The sequence below is a fragment of the Vreelandella sp. 162(4c) genome (assembly GCF_058152265.1).
In genome coordinates, this window is record NZ_CM176981.1 from 3,116,317 (window position 1) to 3,135,438 (window position 19,122).

A 19,122-nucleotide genomic window follows, 5' to 3' on the forward strand; every position below is an offset into this window, starting at 1 on the left:
GTTTTAGCTCACATAGACAAATAACGATAAACATAATGCCGGTAAATGAAAGCATCACCTCATCAGGCCCTACCACTCTCGTTCATGCCATGCAGATATTGCAGGTTACTGCACGTGGCGGCCACCGGGGTGCAAGTGTAGACGATTATCTGAATGAATTGAGTTTCAGCCGTCCTACTCTCTATCGGTTGTTAAAAGGTCTCAAGCAGCAGGGATTTTTACGATCTTCTCCCATTCGTGGGCGTTACCTGCTGGGTTATGAGCTGCTGGTGCTTGGCGCCCAAGCGGGAAATGGTGCTGGGTTGCGTGATTTGGCCCGGCCAAGGTTGCTGACACTCGCGCAGCGCTGGGGAGACAGCTTCTATCTGTTCGCTCGCGATGGCGTCAATGCCGTTTGCCTGGAAGTGCAGAACGGCGCTTATCCCGTGGGCAGCTTCGTTAGGGCGACGGGTGGACGTTTGCCGCTAGGCGTTGGCCAAGCGTCGATTGCCTTACTTGCCTACCTGGGGGCTGATGAGCGAAGCGAAATACTCAACCATAACGCTGAGCGACTGATAGACGAATACTCGATTGCCATCGCTGACATCGAAGCCGAAATTGCCCATCAACTGAAACATGGTTACGCCCGTGGAGTAGAAGGTTCTTTACTTCCGGAATACAGCGGCCTGGCCATTCCTATCCTCGATCATAGCGGTCACCCCCTGGGTGCCATGAGTTGTTCGATGCTCAAATCGCGTATGACGAAGCGCCATAAGCTGGACGTACTCCAAGGCATGCAGGAAGAAGTGGCTGCCATGGTCAATCAGGCCCATGGCCTGCTGTATCTGGATTAACTCTCTATGCCACACACTACGCACCCAAGCCATCAACGCCCTTGCGGCTGGAACGCTTGGCTAACCGAGCGCCAGCCGCGCCCCGCCTTAAGTGGTCAATCTGAGGCAGATGTCGTCATCATCGGGGCTGGTTATACCGGTTTTGCGGCAGCCTCGGCCTGGCAGCAGGCGCGCCCTGAAGACCGCATCAAAATCCTCGAAGCTGACCAGGTAGGTGAAGGGAGTCCAGGGCGTAACTCCGGCTTTATGCTGGAAATTGCTCTAGCCAACGATGCTCGCCCCGAAGAGCTTGAGCGCATGGAGAAGCTGAACGCGTTAAGCCGACAAACCATGGCGTTACTGCGCGAGCGTGTCGAACGCCTAGGCATTGACTGCCAACTCGAGCGTAGCGGCACCTATCGCGCTGCCCGTAGCACGATAGGCCAACGTGCCTTGAGCCAGTATGAGGAGTTTCTGAAAGCTGCCGGTCTGTCTTGCCAGACCTTGAACGGCAGCCAACTCGCTGAGCGAATCGGTACGCGCTACTACACACAGGGTATTTATTCACCGGACTGCTATCTCGTCCAGCCTGCAGCATTGATTGTTGGTTTGGCAGATTCATTGGAAGCCGGCATCGAGCTGCATGAGCACTCGCCCGCGACTCAAATAGTGCCTGATGGCAAGAAGTGGCGTGTGACTACACCCGAAGGCGAAGTAACGGCTGGACAGGTAATCCTGGCCAATAACGCTTTTTCTAGGGCCTTGGGTGCAGACCCTTCGCGGCTAACCGCTATTTATACCTATGCCGCCATTACCGATCCTTTACCGCAGCCCGAGCGCCAACGCATCGCCGAGACGACCTGGGGGCTGCTACCTGCACACCGCTTAGGCTGTACGCTGCGCACCACCGCTGACGGACGTTTGATGATCCGCTCACGTTACAGCTATGAACGCGAAGCCGATAACGCCCGTATCGAGGCCGAACTGAAAGTGAGCCTTGAGGCCCGCTACCCCGAACTTACCCCAGTGCGCTTCGACAAGGTTTGGGGAGGTACCACCGGGCTGACTCATAACGGCGCACCGCTCTGGGGCGAGATCCAGCCCGGGTTATATGTATCAGCGGGATGCAATGGCGGCGGTATCGTCAAGGGTACCTTCCTGGGTGATGCTTTAGCTCGCTACGCGCTCGGCCAACCGGTTGAGGATATTGCATCTTTATTCGGCAAAGCGAGCTGGATGCCGCCCGATCCTGTACGTCGGTTGGGTTTCTACCTGACCAGTGAAATGGAGCGCCGTAAGGCAAAAAACGAAACCTGACTCCACCCACCACTATAAAAAAAGAGAGATGACAATGGATCCTCAAGATCATATCGGGCTGCTGTCCGTCATGCCGGCGGCATTGGCCATCGTGCTGGCATTTGTCACCCGTAATACGGTTTTCTCGCTGGCTGTTGCTTGTTTCGTTGGGGTGATTACCCTGGGCAATGGATTGATGGGGTTTCCGACGCTGCTCAAGGAAACCCTGGGCACCACCAGCTTCTCCTGGATACTGCTGTTGGAGCTATTCATTGGCACGGTGATCGCTTTTTTCCAGCGCACCGGGGCGATTCAGAACTTTACCGCCTGGGTGGAACGCCGTGCCTTATCGCGGGTGCGGGTTCAATTGGTTGCCTGGGTGATGGGCATGTTCGTTTTTTTCAGCGACTACTTCAGCCCTCTGTTTGTCGGCAGTACTATGCGTGGACTGACGGATCGTTACCGGGTCTCGCGGGAAAAGCTGGCGTATATCGCTGACTCCACCTCGGCCCCGGTGAGTGTAATGGTGCCTATCACTGGCTGGGCAGTGTTTATCTCCGGTTTGTTGATCGGCATGGGCCCCATCGAAAATGCTGCCCAGGCGATGGGGGTATTTCTGCATGCCATACCTTTCAATCTCTATGCATGGCTATCGGTGTTGGTGGTCGGGCTGGTGATCGTGGGCGTCATTCCGCTCTTCGGGCCGATGCGTGAAGCTGAGCGTCGGGCTCAGGAAGAGGGCAAAGTGCTACGCGATGGGGCAGAACCGCTGGTGGGTGAGGAACTGACGGAAATTCCGCCTTATGAAGGAGCACGTACCAGCCTGTTTTGGAATTTTTTCGCCCCGGTGCTGGTAGTGATCGGCGTTGCGGTGGGCACCTTTATCGTGATGGACTCGGCCAAGACCATGGAGGCATTTCTGGCGGCTTCCGTGTTTCTCGGTATCGTTATGCGCCTTCAGGGCATTCCCTTCAACGACATTATGAAAACCTCGATGGCAGGGATGAAGGGAGTAATGCCAGCCATTATCATTCTGGCGTTAGCCTACTCGTTGAATCAACTTTCCAAAGACATGGGCACGGCCAACTATATCGTCGAAGCCACCGCTGGCTGGCTAACACCTGCTTTGCTTCCGGCCATGACGTTCCTTATTGCCGCCGTTATCGCTTTTTCCACCGGCACTTCATGGGGCACTTTCGCTATCATGATGCCACTCGCCGTGCCGCTCGCCTTTAACTTTAGCGGCGATATGGTTACACCGCTGGTGTATGCCACAGTGGCCGCTGTGGCGGGGGGCGGTGTCTTTGGGGATCACTGCTCACCCTTATCGGATACCTCTGTGCTCGCCTCGACCGGGGCCGCCTCTGATCATATCGACCATATCAAAACGCAAATTCCCTTCGCGCTAGCCGTCGCCTTGCTTTCCCTGGCTATGTACCTGTTGCTCGGCCTTACCCTGTAACGCTCTCCGCCCTGCGATAACAGAGAGAGGCCGTTGTCGTAGGGCTAACACCAATTTGATACTACCCTGCCGGGCGGCGCATCACGGTCATCAATATCCTTGGTCTGTCTACTGGTACGCAGCTGGATGCTATGGCAGCAAGTTAGTAAGTCGACCTTAGCTGGCTAAATTAATAGAAAGGGAGTGGCGAAAGCCTCAATGGCAGTTCTATTTAAATAAGCATTGATGGCTTAAACAGTTCCGTACGGTCGATGGATCGACCCGACAGCATGAACTCTCCCATCCCCCGGTAGTGCAGCGATTCTTCCTCATCTGCCGAAGGCGCTGCATGGGCTTTAACGACCTCAAAAACAAACAGGTTGTAGCGTTCAATCATGGCGTCATCGTGCAAGCGGCACTCGAAAGACGCATAGCACTCCTCTATCCGGGGCGCTCCGACCTTTTCTGACTTGCCTGGGGTTAGCTCAAACGCTTTGAACTTGTCGATCTCGCTTCCTGAACAGTTACCGATACCCACGACCTTATCGACAAGTGATGCCGAAGGAATATTGATCACGCATTCACCGCTGTTGCACACCAGCGCATGGGAGTGATTCCCGGCATCAATAACGCAGCCTAGGAGTGAGGGGGAGAACGCCATGACCATGTGCCACCCCATGGTCATGATGTTGGTTTGTTGTTGCCATTGTGATGACACCAGCACAATCGGGCCAGGTTCAAGAAAGTGCCTGACGTTGGAAACAGGAAAGTCCTTCTTTGCTATCGGGTGTGGCATAAATAACCTCCGATTAGATTAGCTAGGCAGTCGGACGGCGCATTAAGGTCATCAATACCCCAGCGCCAATCAAACTACCGGCGCCGCAGCGGTGTAAGAGGCGGCGAAACTTGGCGGTCATCAGCTGTCGGCTAGTGGTCGACAACAGTGTGTAGCCGAGATCTGAGATGACACCTATCACAAGAAACGTAGCAAACAGAATCGCCAGCTGGGGCGCCAGAGGTTGGGTTTGGTTAATAAACTGCGGCATGAATGCCATGAAGAATAGAATGCTTTTGGGGTTTAGCAGCGTCACCCAGAATGCTTTTGCGGTGCTTTGCTGAACGTTCACCCCAGAGGCTTCCAGGTCATTCAATTGGCCGGATTCACGCCACATCTTGATGCCTAGATAAAGCAGATAGAGAACCCCTAGCCATTTAACCATGGCGAATAGCTCCGCCGATGCCATCAGCAACGCGCCTACGCCGGCAAACGAAAGTGACATCGCCACCAGGTCACCCAAGAAAAAGCCAGGCAACATCGCCAGAGCAGCTTTGCGGCCTTGATTGATACCGGTCACTATCAGTAGAGCAACGGCGGGGCCGGGGGATGCGATGAACAAAAACGAAGCCAACACAAACGATAGCCAAAGCTCAATCGACATAGCGTTAATCTGCCTGTTGTTGAATTATTAACTTTATCTCGCCGTATAGTTGTAAGCCCTGGAGCGCCGCGTGGCAATTATGTTCAGTGGTCATTCTCTCACCTATGTGAGTGAGGGAAGATATGGCTGGTAGTCCTTGGTGGAGGCTTCCGTAAGCCTGAAAGCGGACATTCAACAAAGGCTGCCTGCTTAACTCCACTTATCGTTCTGATGATCACTGGAGATTACCCGCTACCTGTTCAAAATCTGCATTGCTCATCGCGGAAGTTGCGAAGACAATGCTCATAGCGACCTTGTATACATGCAGCCAATGGCAGTGGAGGACTCCGCATGAAAGCGTTGTCGAACATGGGGTTTGCCCTATTTGGAGCTGCGCTGGTGGCGATCAGTTACGGGCTTGCACGTTTTGCCTTTGGTCTGTTTGTACCTTCTATCAGTGCCGAGCTTTCGCTGACGTCTTACTTGGTCGGCATTATCGGGGCGCTGCCGTTTATTAGCTTTGTGCTTTCCACACTGGTCGCGCCGCTTGCCGCTGATCGGCTCGGTGCGCGCAACTTAGCCATTCTCTCTGGGTCTTTCGGTGTTGGCGGTTTAGCATTGATCAGCCAGTCGTCAGACGCGCTATCGCTTGGTATTGGTGTGTTTATCTGCGGGATCTGCACTGGTTTAATGATGCCCGCGCTGGCCGCTGCGATGCAGGCGCTGGTGAGCCGTGCAATGCATGGGCGCGTCAGCTCGATTATGAATGCCGGTACTAGCATCGGTATTATCGTGGCGGTACCGACCGTTGTGTTCTTGTCGGATGCATGGCGACTGACCTACACGATATTTGCTGCTCTTACCGCTATGGGGGTCGTGGCGGCATGGTACTTCATCCCTTCAGTGTCACGGGTCATTCCAGCCAACGCTGCACCACCACCGCCCATCACTAGGTCGCAATGGTCGCGCCTCATTCGGCTTACGATTTTTGCCTTCGCAATGGGCTTTGTATCTGCGCCGTACTGGCTTTTTGCTCCCGATCTGGCGGTTACCCTTGGCGCGCTCTCTCCAGGGCACACCGGTTGGCTATGGTTCGCGGTAGGTATCGCCGGGCTCGGCGGTGCCGTGATAAGTGATTTGGCCGACCGTAATAATCCACCCATCACCCAGGCGTTGATGTTGATGATGCTGTCTTCAAGCTTGGCGTTGCTGGCCGCTAGCCCTAGCCAATTAGCGCTGACGATATTTTCCGCGATGGTTTTCGGTCTCGCTTACATGAGCTTAACGGGGCTGTACCTGATGACCGGCATCCGACTGCTGCCTGGGCGGTTATCGATGGGGCCGGTATTACCCTTTATGGCCTGCGCGCTTGGGCAGGCGGTGGGCTCGCCGGTGATTGGTGTGCTGGTCGACAGGCTTGGGTATGCGGATGCGTTTTCGATCTTTTCGGTGGTCGGCATCCTGGTCGCGGTGCTATCACCGCTTTATCCGGGCCATATCGACTATTTGACAGAAGAAGAGCCGCAACCGACAGAGGTTGAAGATACTGGCCTTCAGGCCGCTTACGATCATCAACTGCTGGATGAAAACGGTGACCCCATCAAACCTGTTGCTGAAGATGCCGAGGCCCCTTAGCTGAGTAAGCTACTAGCCAGCTTAGGCGCTTGGCGAGAGGCTGCATTGCATTATCCTCCGTGACCTTACAAAGGTTTCGGAAACGACCTCCAGTGTTGCATTTGCGACGGAGAGCCAAGTTCGCGCAATCGTTTTGTCGCTATCCGCCCTATTCGTGCCAATATACGACCAAAGAGCAATGCCACCCCTGAACTAGTGAGTATTCACGCTAGTAAAGGGAAACTAAAAGACGCCAGCGACGCCTACATACTAATAAGAAAAAAAAAGATGATTAAAAGGTGACGGAGGGTAAAACCATGACATCAAATCTAGCAAAAGACCCGGCAGCAAATACCAATCGTGCGGGCGAACCGCAAACCCTTGGTTTTCTACTATTAGATAATTTCACACTGATTTCCCTGGCGTCGGCGATAGAACCTTTACGGATGGCCAATCAACTGGCCGGTCGTGAGTTGTATCGCTGGTTTACCCTGACCCAAGACGGTCTGCCCGTACGCGCCAGCGATGGGCTGCAGGTGACTCCTGATGCCTCTATGCAGACCCCGCTCTCGCTTGAGTGGGTGGTCGTTTGTGGCGGGGTAGGTCCGCAGCACAGCGTTACCCGTGACCACATACGCTGGCTTCAGTCGCAGTCACGCCAGTTAAAACGATTAGGCTCGGTATGTACGGGCAGTTGGGCGCTAGGGCAGGCCGGATTGCTGGATCACTATGAAACCAGTGTGCACTGGGAGTGTCTGGCCTCCATGCAGGAAGCGTTCCCCAACGTTATTCTGACCCCGCACCTTTTCTCTATTGATCGTGATCGATTCACCGCTTCAGGCGGCACAGCGCCGCTCGATATGATGCTCAACCTGATTGCTCACGACCATGGGCGCGAGCTTTCGGCAGGCATTTCCGAGATGTTTATCTATGAACGCGTGCGTAACGAGCAGGATCAGCAGCGGGTACCTCTTAAGCACGTGCTGGGCACCACTCAGCCTAAGTTGTTAGAAATTGTGGCGTTGATGGAATCCAACCTTGAAGAGCCCATCGAGCTCGACGAACTGGCAAGCTATGTGAATGTTTCACGGCGCCAGTTGGAGCGGTTGTTCCAGCGCTATTTGCTTTGTTCACCGTCTCGCTATTACCTCAAGCTGCGTTTAGTGCGCGCTCGTCAGTTGCTCAAGCAAACGCCTCTGTCGATTATCGAGATTGCTTCTGTTTGCGGTTTTGTGTCCACGCCCCATTTTTCCAAGTGTTATCGTGAATATTTTGGTGTGCCGCCGAGAAATGAGCGCTTGGGTGTGCACGACCGCCAAGGAAATAACCAAACTAAATCGCCATCGTTAATCAAACGATGGGGAGGCGAGCCTTATAAAAGCGAACCTCTTTCGAGTGCCCAGCAGGCGCTTGCCTATGCCCAGGGCGAGCCTACTTTTGCCAGCGTGCCGCTCTTGAACTGAGACTCACTGGGTAACCAACATTTGAAACGTGCTGCCCGCCTTCGGGGAGCGCGTTTTTTTATGAACACTACTCACTATTTTAATATTACTCCGCTGCAGTGCTTGCAGGAACATGTTTGCAGGAGCATGAGTAGTTGTCGTGTTCACGACACGATGACGCTTTTGGAATTTCCGCCGTCGTTTCCAAGAGCAGCTAAACCCAACGTCAGCGCTATGCTCGCTACATTAACCAATGTTGGAGCTTAGCTATGACCCCCTCTGAACTGCACAATGACGCTATCGTCATTGATGGCCTGATCATCGCCAAATGGAATCGTGAGTTGCTTGAGGACATGCGTCGCGGCGGTCTTACCGCTGCCAACTGCACCGTCTCCGTGTGGGAGGGGTTTCAGGCCACGGTCGATAATATCGTCAAATCCAACCAGCTGATGGCGGAGTGTAGCGACCTGGTGCGCCCTGTTCGTACCACTGCTGACATCACGCGGGCGAAAGAGGAGGGCAAGACCGGCATCATCTTTGGCTTTCAGAATGCTCATGCTTTCGAAGACCAAATTGGCTACGTAGAGATTTTCAAGCAGTTGGGCGTGGGCATCGTGCAGATGTGTTACAACACCCAGAACCTGGTGGGTACCGGCTGCTACGAGCGGGATGGCGGCTTATCCGGGTTTGGCCGTGAGATCGTCGCCGAGATGAACCGCGTGGGTATGATGTGCGACCTCTCCCACGTTGGTGCCAAAACCTCCGAGGAAGTCATTCTCGAGTCCAAAAAACCAGTCTGTTACTCCCACTGCCTGCCCTCCGGCCTCAAAGAACATCCGCGCAACAAATCTGATCAAGAGCTGAAGTTCATTGCCGACCACGGCGGTTTTGTTGGTGTCACCATGTTTGCGCCGTTCCTCAAGAAGGGCATTGACTCCACCATCGAAGACTACTGCGAGGCGATCGAGTACGTCATGAATATCGTCGGTGAGGACGCTATCGGCATCGGTACCGATTTCACCCAAGGGCATGGTCAAGAGTTTTTCGAGTGGTTGACCCATGACAAGGGCTACGCCCGTCGCCTCACTGACTTTGGCAAGATCATCAATCCCAAAGGGATCCGCACCATTGGGGAGTTCCCTAATCTCACCGAGGCACTTCTTAAGCGTGGCTTAAGTGAGACTCAGGTGCGCAAGATCATGGGCGAGAACTGGGTGCGTGTGCTTAAGGATGTGTGGGGCGCCTGAGGATACCGCCATAGCAAGGGACGGGCGCCAGAGGTAAAGCCGCAGTAGTGCCCTGACACGCGGCTTTACCGGCGATAGGCCTACGAGGGGGCGCTGTGAATCCATCCCTGGACGCTACTTTTGCCATCCATGGCAAAAGACCCCCTCTACGGCCTATCCCCGGCGTCGCTTCCCTTGCAGAACGGCTGCTTAGCTACTTCATAACAATCAGCAAGATTTGAGGAATACAACCGTGACCAAACTGGCCCCCGCACTGCCCATCGAAGTGGATAGCGAAACAGGCGTCTGGACGACCGATGCGCTGCCTATGCTCTATGTGCCACGGCACTTCTTTATCAATAACCACGTAGCCGTAGAAGAGGCGCTAGGTGCTGAGAAGTATGCCGAAATTCTTTATCACGCAGGCTACAAGAGCGCCTGGCACTGGTGTGAGAAAGAGGCCGAGCTACACGACATTAGCGGAGAGGCGGTATTTGAGCACTACATGACCCGCCTTTCCCAGCGCGGTTGGGGGCTATTCATTACTGAACAGATCGATCTCGACTCGGGCACTGCCCAAGTACGACTTGAGCACAGCGCTTTTGTTTACCAGCTTGGCAAAACCGGGAACAAGGAAGAGTACATGTTCACCGGTTGGTTCGCCGGGGCCATGGATCAAATCCTCGCTGCCTGCGGAAGTTCACTGCGTACCGTTGCCGAGCAGACGCAGAGTGCAGCCGAGCCTGGCTGTGATGTAGGCATCTTCGCCGTCCAGCCGCTGACCGACGCTGCCCGCTAACTGGGGTACGAGGAGAGACAAACATGGCATTCGACGCAATTTTCGAGCCGATAGAGATCGGTAAGCTGACCATCCGCAACCGTGTGGTCAGTACCGCTCACGCTGAGGTGCATGCCACTGACGGCGGTATGACCACTGAGCGCTACGTGGGGTACTACGAGGAGAAGGCCAAAGGTGGTTGTGGTCTATGTATTTGCGGTGGCTCATCGGTGGTTTCCATCGATAGCCCCCAGGGCTGGTGGAGCTCGGTAAACCTGTCCACTGATCGCATTATTCCGCACTTTCAGAATTTGGCCGATGCTGTGCATAAGCATGGCGGCAAGATCATGATCCAGATTACCCATATGGGGCGCCGCTCCCGCTGGGACGGTTTCGACTGGTCGACCCTGGTATCACCCTCTGGTATCCGTGAGCCGGTGCACCGCTCTACCTGCAAGACCATTGAGGAAGAAGAGATCTGGCGTATCGTTGGCGACTTTGCTCAGGCCGCGCGCCGAGCCAAGGAAGGGGGCCTCGACGGCGTTGAACTCTCCGCCGTGCACCAGCATTTGATTGATCAGTTCTGGAGCCCACGAGTTAATAAGCGTGAGGACGAGTGGGGCGGTAGCTTCGAGAATCGTATGCGCTTCGGTATGGAAGTGCTTAAAGCCGTACGCGCTGAAGTGGGTAACGACTTCTGCGTCGGCATGCGCATTTGCGGCGACGAGTTCCATCCGGATGGTCTTTCTCACGACGATATGAAGCAGATCGCCGCCTACTACGATGCCACCGGTATGGTGGATTTCTTCGGCGTTATCGGTTCTGGCTGCGACACTCACAACACCCTGGCCAACGTTATCCCTAATATGTCCTACCCGCCGGAGCCTTTCCTACACCTGGCAGCGGGGATCAAGGAAGTGGTTAACGTGCCGGTGATCCACGCCCAGAACATTAAGGATCCCAATCAGGCCCAGCGCATCCTCGAAGGGGGCTACGTAGACCTGGTGGGCATGACCCGGGCACATATTGCCGACCCTCACCTGATCGCCAAGATCAAGATGGGCCAGATTGATCAGATCAAACAGTGCGTGGGCGCTAACTACTGCATCGACCGCCAGTACCAGGGCCTCGACGTGCTGTGCATTCAAAACGCCGCGACATCCCGGGAGTACATGGGGCTGCCGCATATCATCGAGAAAACCGAGGGCGCCAAACGCAAAGTCGTCGTGGTGGGCGGTGGCCCCGGCGGTATGGAGGCAGCGCGGGTAGCCGCTGAGCGCGGTCACGATGTCACTCTGTTTGAGGCCGCTGACGCCTTGGGTGGGCAGATCACGATTGCCGCCCAGGCGCCCCAGCGTGACCAGATCGCCGGTATCACCCGCTGGTTCCAGCTGGAGCTGGCGCGGCTAAAAGTCGACCTGCGTCTGGGCACCCGCGCCGATGAGGAAACGCTGCTCGATCTGCGCCCGGATATCGTGGTGCTTGCCACCGGTGGCCAGCCCTTCCTTAGCCAGCACCCCGAGTGGGGCTACTCGGAGAATGCCGAGGAGAGCCTGGTGGTCAGCACCTGGGATATTCTCTCAGGCAAAGTGGCGCCAGGTAAGAACGTGCTGATTTATGACGCCATTTGCGAATTCTCCGGCGTCTCGGCAGCGGATTTTCTCGCCGACAAGGGCGCCAAGGTGGAGATCGTCACCGACGATATCAAGCCCGGCGCGGCGGTGGGCGGTACCACCTTCCCCACCTACTACCGCAGCCTCTACGAGAAGGAGGTGATCATGTCCTCCGACCTGATGCTGCATAAGGTTTACCGCGAGGGCGATGGCTTGGTGGCGGTGCTCGAAAACGAGTACACCGGGGCTCTGGAAGAGCGCGTGGTGGATCAGGTGGTCGTTGAGAACGGTGTACGCCCTGATGAGGCGCTTTATTACGCGCTTAAAGAGCAGTCCCGCAACAGAGGGCAGGTGGATCTGGAAGCACTCTATGCAATCCAGCCGCAGCCTTGTCTGAGCGAGTCAGGAGATGGCTTCCTGCTGTTCCGCCTGGGCGACTGCACGGCACCACGTAACACCCATGCGGCCATTTACGACGCCCTGCGAATCTGCAAGGACTTTTGACTTAGGCGAAAGCCAACAATAATGCGGGGCGCCAGAGCAGCCCCGCCGCCGAAGCCAATGGCACCAAAGATGAGGTGAGCACCATGCTCGAAACGCTCTTGCCGATACTGATTTTTACTGCCCTGGCCCTGGCAGTAATCGGCGCTGTACGCCGTATACGCCTGTGGCGTCAGGGGCGCCCCTCGCGGGTGAGCCTGTTCAAGGGGTTGGTGGCCCTGCCGCGCCGCTATTTGGTGGATCTGCACCATGTAGTGGGGCGTGACAAAATGATCTCCAACACCCACGTGGCCACCGCCGGTGGCTTCGTGGCCGCCGCCGTGCTGATGATCCTGGTGCACGGTCTGGGTATTGCCAACCCATTGCTAGGCGGATTGCTGCTACTGGCTAGTGCCTCCATGTTCGTCGGTAGCCTCTTCGTGGCGCGGCGACGGCTTAACCCCCCAGCTCGGCTCTCCAAAGGCCCCTGGATGCGCCTGCCCAAAAGTCTGATGGCGTTTTCGATAGGCGTCTTCCTGGTCACGCTGCCCACGGTAGGTCTGCTGCCCGAAGGTCTGCTTGAAGGGGGCAGTAGCTGGTTGCTGGCGCTGGTATTAGCGGGCGTCGTGGCCTGGGGCCTGGGGGAAATGTTTTTTGGCATGACCTGGGGCGGGCCCATGAAGCACGCCTTCGCTGGCGCCTTACATCTGGCTTTCCATCGCCGCGCCGAGCGCTTCTCCACGAAAAAAGGCGGCGCTGGCCGCTCAACGGGCCTTAAGGCGCTAAACCTGGAGGATGAAGCGGCGCCCCTCGGGGTAGAAAAGCCTGCCGACTTTACCTGGAACCAACTGCTGGGCTTTGATGCCTGCGTGCAGTGCGGTCGCTGCGAGGCGGTGTGCCCGGCATTTGCCGCCGGTCAGCCGCTGAACCCCAAGAAGCTGATCCAGGACATGGTGGTGGGCATGGCCGGGGGCAGCGATGCCGCCTATGCCGGCTCCCCCTACCCCGGTAAGCCGGTAGGTGAACACGCAGGCTCTCCCCATGGGCCCATTGTGGCGCTGCAGGGGAAGGCCCTAGTCGACGCCGATACCCTATGGTCGTGTACGACCTGCCGCGCCTGCGTGGAAGAGTGTCCGATGATGATCGAGCACGTGGATGCGATTGTCGATATGCGCCGCTACCTGACCCTGGAGCGTGGCAAAACGCCCAATAAAGGCGCCGAGGTGCTCGACAATTTGATCGCTACCGACAATCCAGGCGGTTTCGATCCTGGCTCGCGGCTCAACTGGGCGGCGGATCTTAACCTACCGCTCATGGCAGATCTTAAGCAGGTCGATGTGCTGTTGTGGCTAGGGGATGGCGCTTTTGATATGCGCAACCAGCGCACCTTGCGCGCATTGGTCAAAGTGCTGCGCGCCGCCGAGGTAGACTTCGCGGTGTTGGGGACTGAAGAGCGCGATAGCGGCGACGTGGCGCGGCGCCTGGGCGATGAAGCGACGTTCCAATCCCTGGCGAAACGCAATATTGCCACCCTGGCTCAGTACCGCTTCTTGCAGATTGTTACCTGCGATCCCCACAGCTTTCATGTGCTGGGCAATGAGTATGGAGAGCTAGGCGGACATTACGAGGTACGTCACCATAGTACCTTTATCGCCGAACTGTTTGATGCTGGTCGGTTGACCTTTGCCCCTTGGAAAGGCGGCAGCGTCACCTATCACGACCCGTGTTACCTGGGGCGCTATAACGGTGAATACGAGGCACCACGCAACGTGCTTAAGGCGCTGGGCATCGAGGTCAAGGAGATGGAGCGCTCCGGCTTCCGCTCGCGCTGCTGCGGCGGCGGTGGCGGGGCACCGATTACCGATATTCCCGGTGAACGGCGGATTCCCGATATGCGCATGAACGATGTCAAGGAGAGCGGCGCCGAGCTGGTGGCGGTGGGCTGCCCGCAGTGTACCGCCATGCTGGAAGGCGTGGTGGATGCCAGCGCCGAAGTGCGCGATATCGCCGAACTGGTGGCCGATGCACTGGTTGAGCGTTCCGCTGACGATGTGTCCGGCGCATCCCGCCGAACCACTGCATCGACGACTGCTGAAGAGGTGATCGTATGAGTGAGATTATTCGCCGCGACCCACGTCGTGAGTGGATCGCCCGAAACCGTCTGCACCCCGACAACGCCGCGGTGCTAGCCGCCCTGGGTGTAAACAGGGGCGGCGGAGCGGTTAGCGAATGGATGGGCCCCAGCGGCGTGGTGCGCAAGGATCCTCGTGCCATCGGTTTTATCGGCCCCAATGGCGTCAAACGGATTGATCGTAGTGGCCTCCAGCAAGGAGGGCAGGCCACCGCGGCCAGCACGGCGGCCCGCGATAGCCGCCGTACGGTGACCATTGATCAGCCTGCCTTCCTGGTGGCCGTGGTGCCCGACCTGACCGGCGGGCGTCTCTCCGGACATGACAAGGATCTGCTGGGCCTGGCCCGGCGTGTGGCGGATGCCGACGCCGAACAGCCCGGCGCTGTGGTGGCGATCCTATTTGGTGAGTATAAGGGCGAGGGTGGCGGCGAGCTTAAGGAGCAGACGCTGGGCGAAGCCGGTATCGATCGCGTCGTGCATCTTGATGATGAGTTTTACGCAGGGTTTGCCCCTGAAGCGCGTCTGGCGGCTTTAAGCGCCGTCGAGCGGGAGATGACGCCGCGCTTCTGGCTATTGCCAGACTCACCCCTGGGCGGAGCCGATCTGGGGCGGCGGCTTGCCCTGCGCCTGGGTGAACGCGCTGCCACCGGGGTGTGGCAGGTGGAGGCTGATAATGAGGCCTCTTTGGGTTGGCGCTGCACGGCCCGTGGCGCCGCTGGGAGTCTGGATATCCAGCGGCCTCTGCCGCGGGTTGCCCTGGCGCTGGCCGAGTGCGCCGAACCGGTGGACGAGACGCGGCATGCGGCCGAGCACCTGACCCTGGCCGCGTCAATTCCCACCACTCTATCGCGTATTGAAGATCTGGGGCAGGTGGCGGTGGATCCCGCCGGCGTGGCGCTGGCCGAGGCTGAGTTCATCCTCTCCGGTGGCAACGGCGTCAAGCAGTGGGACGCCTTCCACCATGCCGCGAAAGTCCTCGGCGCTACCGAAGGGGCCTCGCGTGTCGCGGTGGACGACGGCTTTATGGCCCGCGATCGTCAGGTGGGCGCGACCGGCACCTGGGTAACCGCCCGAGTTTATATGGCGGTGGGTATTTCAGGCGCTATCCAGCACCTGCAGGGCATTCAGCGCTGCGACAAGGTGGTGGCGATCAATCTCGATCCGGGGTGCGACATCATCAAGCGCGCCGACCTAGCGGTGATTGGCGACAGCACGCAAATTCTGGCCGCGCTAGTGGCCATGGTGGAACAGCAGCGGGGAGGGCAGCGCAATGCAGCCTGATCTACACCAGAAGCAACAACAACAGGGAATCGATGTGGCGGTGCTGGTTTCCATAGGCCGTCATCCCACAACCGGTCGCGCGAGGCGCGCTGAACAGGATGCCCGGGGCCTGGAGCTTGCGCTGGCCATAGAGGCCGAGCTGCCGGGCACCCGGATCAGCATGCTCCACGCGGGTTCCCAGGACGATAGCAGCGAAGCAGCTCTGCGTGGCTACCTGGGCATGGGGCTCAAGTCCATGACCCTGCTCGAGCAGCCTGAGGGTAGCGATGCCATTCTGGCCCTGGCGAAACACCTGGCCGCAACCTCTCCTCAGCTAGTGATCACCGGCGCCCGCGCAGAGCGCGGTGAAGGCTCTGGGCTTTTGCCCTATGCGTTGGCAGAACATCTCGACTGGCCATTGGTTAATAGTTTGGCGTCGGTAGAAAAAGTGGAAAATGGCGTGGTAACGCTGCTTCAGGCGTTGCCAAGGGGCCAGCGTCGCCGTCTCAAGGTGCGCTTGCCCGCCATCATCAGCGTGGATGAAGCAGCGCCGGTGGCGCGCCAGAGCGCCTTCGGCCCGGCGCGTCGAGCCACCTTTGCGATCACGCCCACTACCCCTGAAGCCGACAGCGAGCTGGCCCAGTGGCATCTGTCCCCTGCACGTAAACGGCCTAAGCGTCTGAAAATTGTCAAAGCCGCTTCGGCCAGGGATCGCTTCAAGGCGGCAGCTTCCAAGTCGGAGGGCAAAGGCGGGCAGGTGCTCACCGATGTGTCCCCCGAACAGGGCGCCGAGGCGATCTACAAGCTGCTCAAGGAGGAGGATGTGCTGCGCTGAACTAGCCTGCGCATCACGCCGCTAATCATCACTCAAGCCCGCTTTTTTAAGGCGGGCTTTTCTATTGGCCGATAAAACCAGGATAAAGCCGCAGACGCTGCCTTTCCAGATGCAAGCCTATCCAGGCATGCACTACCAGCACCAGGATAACCACACCACCACCGAGTAGCGTCGAGGTCGTGGGGGTTTCACCTAATAACCACCACACCCACAGCGTGCCCAAAGCAGTTTCAACCAGATAGAACAGCGCCACTTCCGTCGACGGCAGGTAACGGGTGGCGCTGTTGATCAGCACCGTGGCCAAGGGCATCTGCACCAGCCCCATCAGCGCCAGTACGCCATAACGCTGGGCATCCAGATCCAGCGGCGAGGCCATGGGTAGGGCAACCGCCGCGGAGAGCAGCCCGCCACCGGCAATCACCGTCATAGGGTCAATGGCTGGAAAGCGGCGCAGCAGGGTCAGGTTGCCACCGATAGCTGCCGCGGCCGCCAAGGCATACAGGTTGCCTACCAGCATCCCCATGGCCCCCTCGCCCATGAACACCAAACCCATGCCCAGCATGCAGACAGCAATGGCCACCAGCGTACGCAGCGCGACGTTTTCGCCCAGGAAAATCCGCGAAAACAGCGCCGCAAACAGCGGCGCCGTACTTAGAATCACTACTACATTGGCCACGTTGGCGTTCATCACCGCCAGCACAAACAGACTGGAGATCAGGCCCAGCAGCAGCGCCGAGGCCAGTGAGGAGAGCGGGTTGCTGCTCAGTGTTGCCAGCCGCTTGCCTGCCCAGCATAAAAGCCCCAGCACGCAGAACATCAATAGACCGCGCCAGAACACGATGGTCCAGCCGTCGGCGCGCGCTAGGCGGATCAGCAACCCGTCGAAGCTGAGAAATATGACGCCCAGCACCACCATGAGCAGACCGCGCTGGTAAGGGCTTGACTGCATTGTCTTACTCCCGGCTGACACAAAAGGAAACCGCCCGCCGGATAGGCGGGCGGTTTAGCGTTGATTAGCTCGCGATTCTGGGCACCGCGTTGAGCTCGCGCCACTCTTTGTGGAGCCCCCTATAGAGGCTAAAACACATCAGTAACAGCACCAGCGTAAAGGGGAGTCCCGTAGCGACTGCGCCCGCCTGCAGGGCGCTGAGTGCTGTGCTCCCTCCGCCATACAGCAACACACCCGCAATAATACCCTCCAGCGTCGCCCAGAACACTCGTTGACTCTTGGGTGCATCTGTCTTGCCGCCGGCGGTGATGCTATCAATCACCAGCGAGCCTGAGTCTGATGAGGTAATGAAGAAGACCAGCACCAGAATAATCGCCAGCGTCGAGGTAATGCTGGTCAGGGGCAGCTGCTCCAGCATATGGAACATGGCCAGAGAGACATCGCTAATGCCGTTGGCCAGTTCACCCACGCCATTTTCAGCTTGATAAAGCGCCGTGCCGCCAAAGGCGCTCATCCAGACCAGTGTGACCAGCGTTGGTACCAGCAGCACCGCGATCAGGAATTCACGCACCGTGCGTCCCCGGGATACGCGGGCAATGAACATGCCGACAAACGGAGACCAGGAGATCCACCACGCCCAGTAAAAGATCGTCCAGCCGTGGTACCAGGTGTCGTCCTCGCGGCCAATCCAGTTCGACAGCGGCAGAAGGTGGCCCACGTAGTCCAGCGCCGTGGTGCCAATGCCTGTCAGAATCATCAAGGTAGGCCCCGCTATAACCACAAACAGAAGCAGCGCCGCCGCAATGACCATGTTGATATTCGAGAACAGCTTAACGCCACCGTCGATTCCCCGCCATACCGAGAACAGCGCGATCACCGTGACCACTAGGATTATCGCCAGCTGTGTGCCGATGGTATTGGGAATACCGAACAAATAGGCGAGGCCTCCAGCCGCTTGGGTAGCGCCAAAGCCAAGCGAAGTGGCCAGGCCAAAGATGGTGGCCAGAACGGCAAGAATATCGATGATATGGCCTGCCCAGCCGCGGGTTCGCTCGCCAAGGATCGGGTAAAAGGCGGAGCGAAGCGTCAGTGGCAGGCCTTTGTTATAGGAAAAGAAGGCCAGTGACAGTGCCACCACGCCATAAATGGCCCAGGGGTGTAGTCCCCAGTGGAACATGGTCGCCCCCATGGCGGCGCTGGCACCCTCAGGCGTCCCCGCCGGTGCATTCAAGGGCGTTCCATACCAGTCGGTGTAGTAGGCTACTGGCTCAGCAACGCTCCAGAACATCAGGCCGATACCCATGCCCGCCGCAAACAGCATGGCGAACCAAGAGGTGCGAGAGTATTCCGGTTTTGCATCCTTGCCGCCTAGCCGAATCCGCCCGAGTGGCAAGCAGATCAGTACAAGGCAAAACACCACAAAAATATTGCCAGCAATCATAAACAGCCAGTCGAAGTGTTCGATCGACCAGTTTTTGGCAAGCCCTAAGTGAGTGTTAGCAGCATCTGGATAGACCAGCGCGTAGATAATAAACAGTAGGATGGCTAGAGCGGAAAGCGGAAAAACGGGGTTATGAAAGTCCAACCCCAAGATCTGAGTATTGTCCTGTCCGGGCGACAGAACCGGGTCGTCGTTGTTATTCATCAGGTTTCCTTGGTGGCTCTTGTTAGATGTCGGGTATGCATCACATCGCCGACTCTAGGCTTTGTACGAAAACTGCTTGCGCTCGCCCATACGTTGTTAAAAGTCGGCTCAAAATACTCATTTACACTCCGTAAACTCCGTTTTTTCGCCGATTTTTGCCTAGTCTGGCCTTCGCTCAGCGA

At 57.4% G+C, this 19,122-nt stretch carries 15 protein-coding genes; 11 read left to right on the plus strand and 4 right to left on the minus strand.

Features of this window, described 5'->3' with window-relative positions; all coding sequences use genetic code 11:
* The first annotated feature begins 35 nt into the window (after positions 1–35).
* The 3 genes from AC4EYZ_RS14420 to AC4EYZ_RS14430 are packed head-to-tail and all read left to right on the plus strand — an operon-like array spanning position 36 to position 3,570.
* The gene (locus AC4EYZ_RS14420) at positions 36–833 is read left to right on the plus strand and encodes an IclR family transcriptional regulator (RefSeq protein ID WP_022521459.1); all 798 of its coding nucleotides are present in this window, start codon (positions 36–38) and stop codon (positions 831–833) included.
* Positions 834–839: 6 nt separating this feature from the next.
* Positions 840–2,129, plus strand: a complete 1,290-nt coding sequence (locus AC4EYZ_RS14425) for an NAD(P)/FAD-dependent oxidoreductase (protein WP_022521460.1) — start codon at positions 840–842, stop codon at positions 2,127–2,129.
* Between the two features lie 34 nt (positions 2,130–2,163).
* Positions 2,164–3,570 (plus strand): Na+/H+ antiporter NhaC family protein, encoded by a 1,407-nt coding sequence (locus AC4EYZ_RS14430; protein WP_022521461.1) that lies wholly within the window; start codon positions 2,164–2,166, stop codon positions 3,568–3,570.
* A gap of 211 nt (positions 3,571–3,781) precedes the next feature.
* Here the strand turns inward: AC4EYZ_RS14430 and AC4EYZ_RS14435 are convergent, their stop codons facing one another.
* Together AC4EYZ_RS14435 and AC4EYZ_RS14440 are read right to left on the minus strand one after the other, a co-directional pair.
* Entirely contained in the window at positions 3,782–4,345 is a 564-nt protein-coding gene (locus tag AC4EYZ_RS14435; protein WP_022521462.1) for a flavin reductase family protein, read from the minus strand.
* A 22-nt stretch (positions 4,346–4,367) separates the two neighbouring features.
* The gene (locus AC4EYZ_RS14440) at positions 4,368–4,988 is read right to left on the minus strand and encodes a LysE family translocator (RefSeq protein WP_022521463.1); all 621 of its coding nucleotides are present in this window, start codon (positions 4,986–4,988) and stop codon (positions 4,368–4,370) included.
* A 330-nt stretch (positions 4,989–5,318) separates the two neighbouring features.
* Here AC4EYZ_RS14440 and AC4EYZ_RS14445 point away from each other — a divergent pair, with 330 nt between their 5' ends.
* The 8 genes from AC4EYZ_RS14445 (at position 5,319) to etfB (ending at position 16,346) form a co-directional block, all read left to right on the plus strand.
* Positions 5,319–6,602, plus strand: a complete 1,284-nt coding sequence (locus AC4EYZ_RS14445; protein WP_022521464.1) for an MFS transporter — start codon at positions 5,319–5,321, stop codon at positions 6,600–6,602.
* Between the two features lie 296 nt (positions 6,603–6,898).
* On the plus strand, positions 6,899–8,044 hold the full coding sequence (gene gbdR, locus AC4EYZ_RS14450) for a choline metabolism transcriptional regulator GbdR (protein ID WP_022521465.1): 1,146 nt from the start codon (positions 6,899–6,901) through the stop codon (positions 8,042–8,044).
* A gap of 248 nt (positions 8,045–8,292) precedes the next feature.
* Entirely contained in the window at positions 8,293–9,270 is a 978-nt protein-coding gene (locus AC4EYZ_RS14455; RefSeq protein ID WP_022521466.1) for a dipeptidase, read from the plus strand.
* 232 nt (positions 9,271–9,502) lie between these two features.
* On the plus strand, positions 9,503–10,048 hold the full coding sequence (locus AC4EYZ_RS14460; RefSeq protein ID WP_022521467.1) for a DUF5943 domain-containing protein: 546 nt from the start codon (positions 9,503–9,505) through the stop codon (positions 10,046–10,048).
* Between the two features lie 23 nt (positions 10,049–10,071).
* The gene (gene dgcA, locus AC4EYZ_RS14465) at positions 10,072–12,144 is read left to right on the plus strand and encodes a dimethylglycine demethylation protein DgcA (RefSeq protein ID WP_490203845.1); all 2,073 of its coding nucleotides are present in this window, start codon (positions 10,072–10,074) and stop codon (positions 12,142–12,144) included.
* Between the two features lie 83 nt (positions 12,145–12,227).
* Entirely contained in the window at positions 12,228–14,231 is a 2,004-nt protein-coding gene (locus AC4EYZ_RS14470; protein ID WP_190374412.1) for a (Fe-S)-binding protein, read from the plus strand.
* Positions 14,228–15,532 carry an electron transfer flavoprotein subunit alpha gene (gene etfA, locus AC4EYZ_RS14475; protein WP_190374413.1) on the plus strand — a complete coding sequence of 435 codons (1,305 nt, stop codon included), beginning with the start codon at positions 14,228–14,230 and terminating at the stop codon, positions 15,530–15,532. The genes AC4EYZ_RS14470 and etfA overlap by 4 nt, the downstream gene beginning before the upstream one ends.
* Complete coding sequence (gene etfB / locus AC4EYZ_RS14480) at positions 15,522–16,346, plus strand: electron transfer flavoprotein subunit beta (protein ID WP_190374414.1); 825 nt, start codon at positions 15,522–15,524, stop codon at positions 16,344–16,346. Before etfA ends, etfB begins: the two co-directional genes overlap by 11 nt.
* Positions 16,347–16,407: 61 nt before the next feature.
* Here the strand turns inward: etfB and AC4EYZ_RS14485 are convergent, their stop codons facing one another.
* Both AC4EYZ_RS14485 and AC4EYZ_RS14490 read right to left on the minus strand, forming a co-directional pair.
* Positions 16,408–17,295 carry a DMT family transporter gene (locus tag AC4EYZ_RS14485; protein WP_190374415.1) on the minus strand — a complete coding sequence of 296 codons (888 nt, stop codon included), beginning with the start codon at positions 17,293–17,295 and terminating at the stop codon, positions 16,408–16,410.
* Between the two features lie 64 nt (positions 17,296–17,359).
* The gene (locus AC4EYZ_RS14490) at positions 17,360–18,940 is read right to left on the minus strand and encodes a BCCT family transporter (RefSeq protein WP_190374416.1); all 1,581 of its coding nucleotides are present in this window, start codon (positions 18,938–18,940) and stop codon (positions 17,360–17,362) included.
* Positions 18,941–19,122: the final 182 nt, after the last annotated feature.

What these genes read in the sequence shown, in the direction of transcription:
- AC4EYZ_RS14455 (WP_022521466.1), top strand. Translation starts at nt 8,293, where the DNA reads ATGACCCCCTCTGAACTGCACAATGACGCTATCGTCATTGATGGCCTG.
- dgcA (WP_490203845.1), top strand. Translation starts at nt 10,072, where the DNA reads ATGGCATTCGACGCAATTTTCGAGCCGATAGAGATCGGTAAGCTGACC.
- AC4EYZ_RS14425 (WP_022521460.1), top strand. Translation starts at nt 840, where the DNA reads ATGCCACACACTACGCACCCAAGCCATCAACGCCCTTGCGGCTGGAAC.
- AC4EYZ_RS14420 (WP_022521459.1), top strand. Translation starts at nt 36, where the DNA reads ATGCCGGTAAATGAAAGCATCACCTCATCAGGCCCTACCACTCTCGTT.
- AC4EYZ_RS14445 (WP_022521464.1), top strand. Translation starts at nt 5,319, where the DNA reads ATGAAAGCGTTGTCGAACATGGGGTTTGCCCTATTTGGAGCTGCGCTG.
- etfA (WP_190374413.1), top strand. Translation starts at nt 14,228, where the DNA reads ATGAGTGAGATTATTCGCCGCGACCCACGTCGTGAGTGGATCGCCCGA.
- AC4EYZ_RS14430 (WP_022521461.1), top strand. Translation starts at nt 2,164, where the DNA reads ATGGATCCTCAAGATCATATCGGGCTGCTGTCCGTCATGCCGGCGGCA.
- gbdR (WP_022521465.1), top strand. Translation starts at nt 6,899, where the DNA reads ATGACATCAAATCTAGCAAAAGACCCGGCAGCAAATACCAATCGTGCG.
- AC4EYZ_RS14470 (WP_190374412.1), top strand. Translation starts at nt 12,228, where the DNA reads ATGCTCGAAACGCTCTTGCCGATACTGATTTTTACTGCCCTGGCCCTG.
- AC4EYZ_RS14435 (WP_022521462.1), bottom strand. Translation starts at nt 4,345, where the DNA reads ATGCCACACCCGATAGCAAAGAAGGACTTTCCTGTTTCCAACGTCAGG.
- AC4EYZ_RS14490 (WP_190374416.1), bottom strand. Translation starts at nt 18,940, where the DNA reads ATGAATAACAACGACGACCCGGTTCTGTCGCCCGGACAGGACAATACT.
- etfB (WP_190374414.1), top strand. Translation starts at nt 15,522, where the DNA reads ATGCAGCCTGATCTACACCAGAAGCAACAACAACAGGGAATCGATGTG.
- AC4EYZ_RS14440 (WP_022521463.1), bottom strand. Translation starts at nt 4,988, where the DNA reads ATGTCGATTGAGCTTTGGCTATCGTTTGTGTTGGCTTCGTTTTTGTTC.
- AC4EYZ_RS14485 (WP_190374415.1), bottom strand. Translation starts at nt 17,295, where the DNA reads ATGCAGTCAAGCCCTTACCAGCGCGGTCTGCTCATGGTGGTGCTGGGC.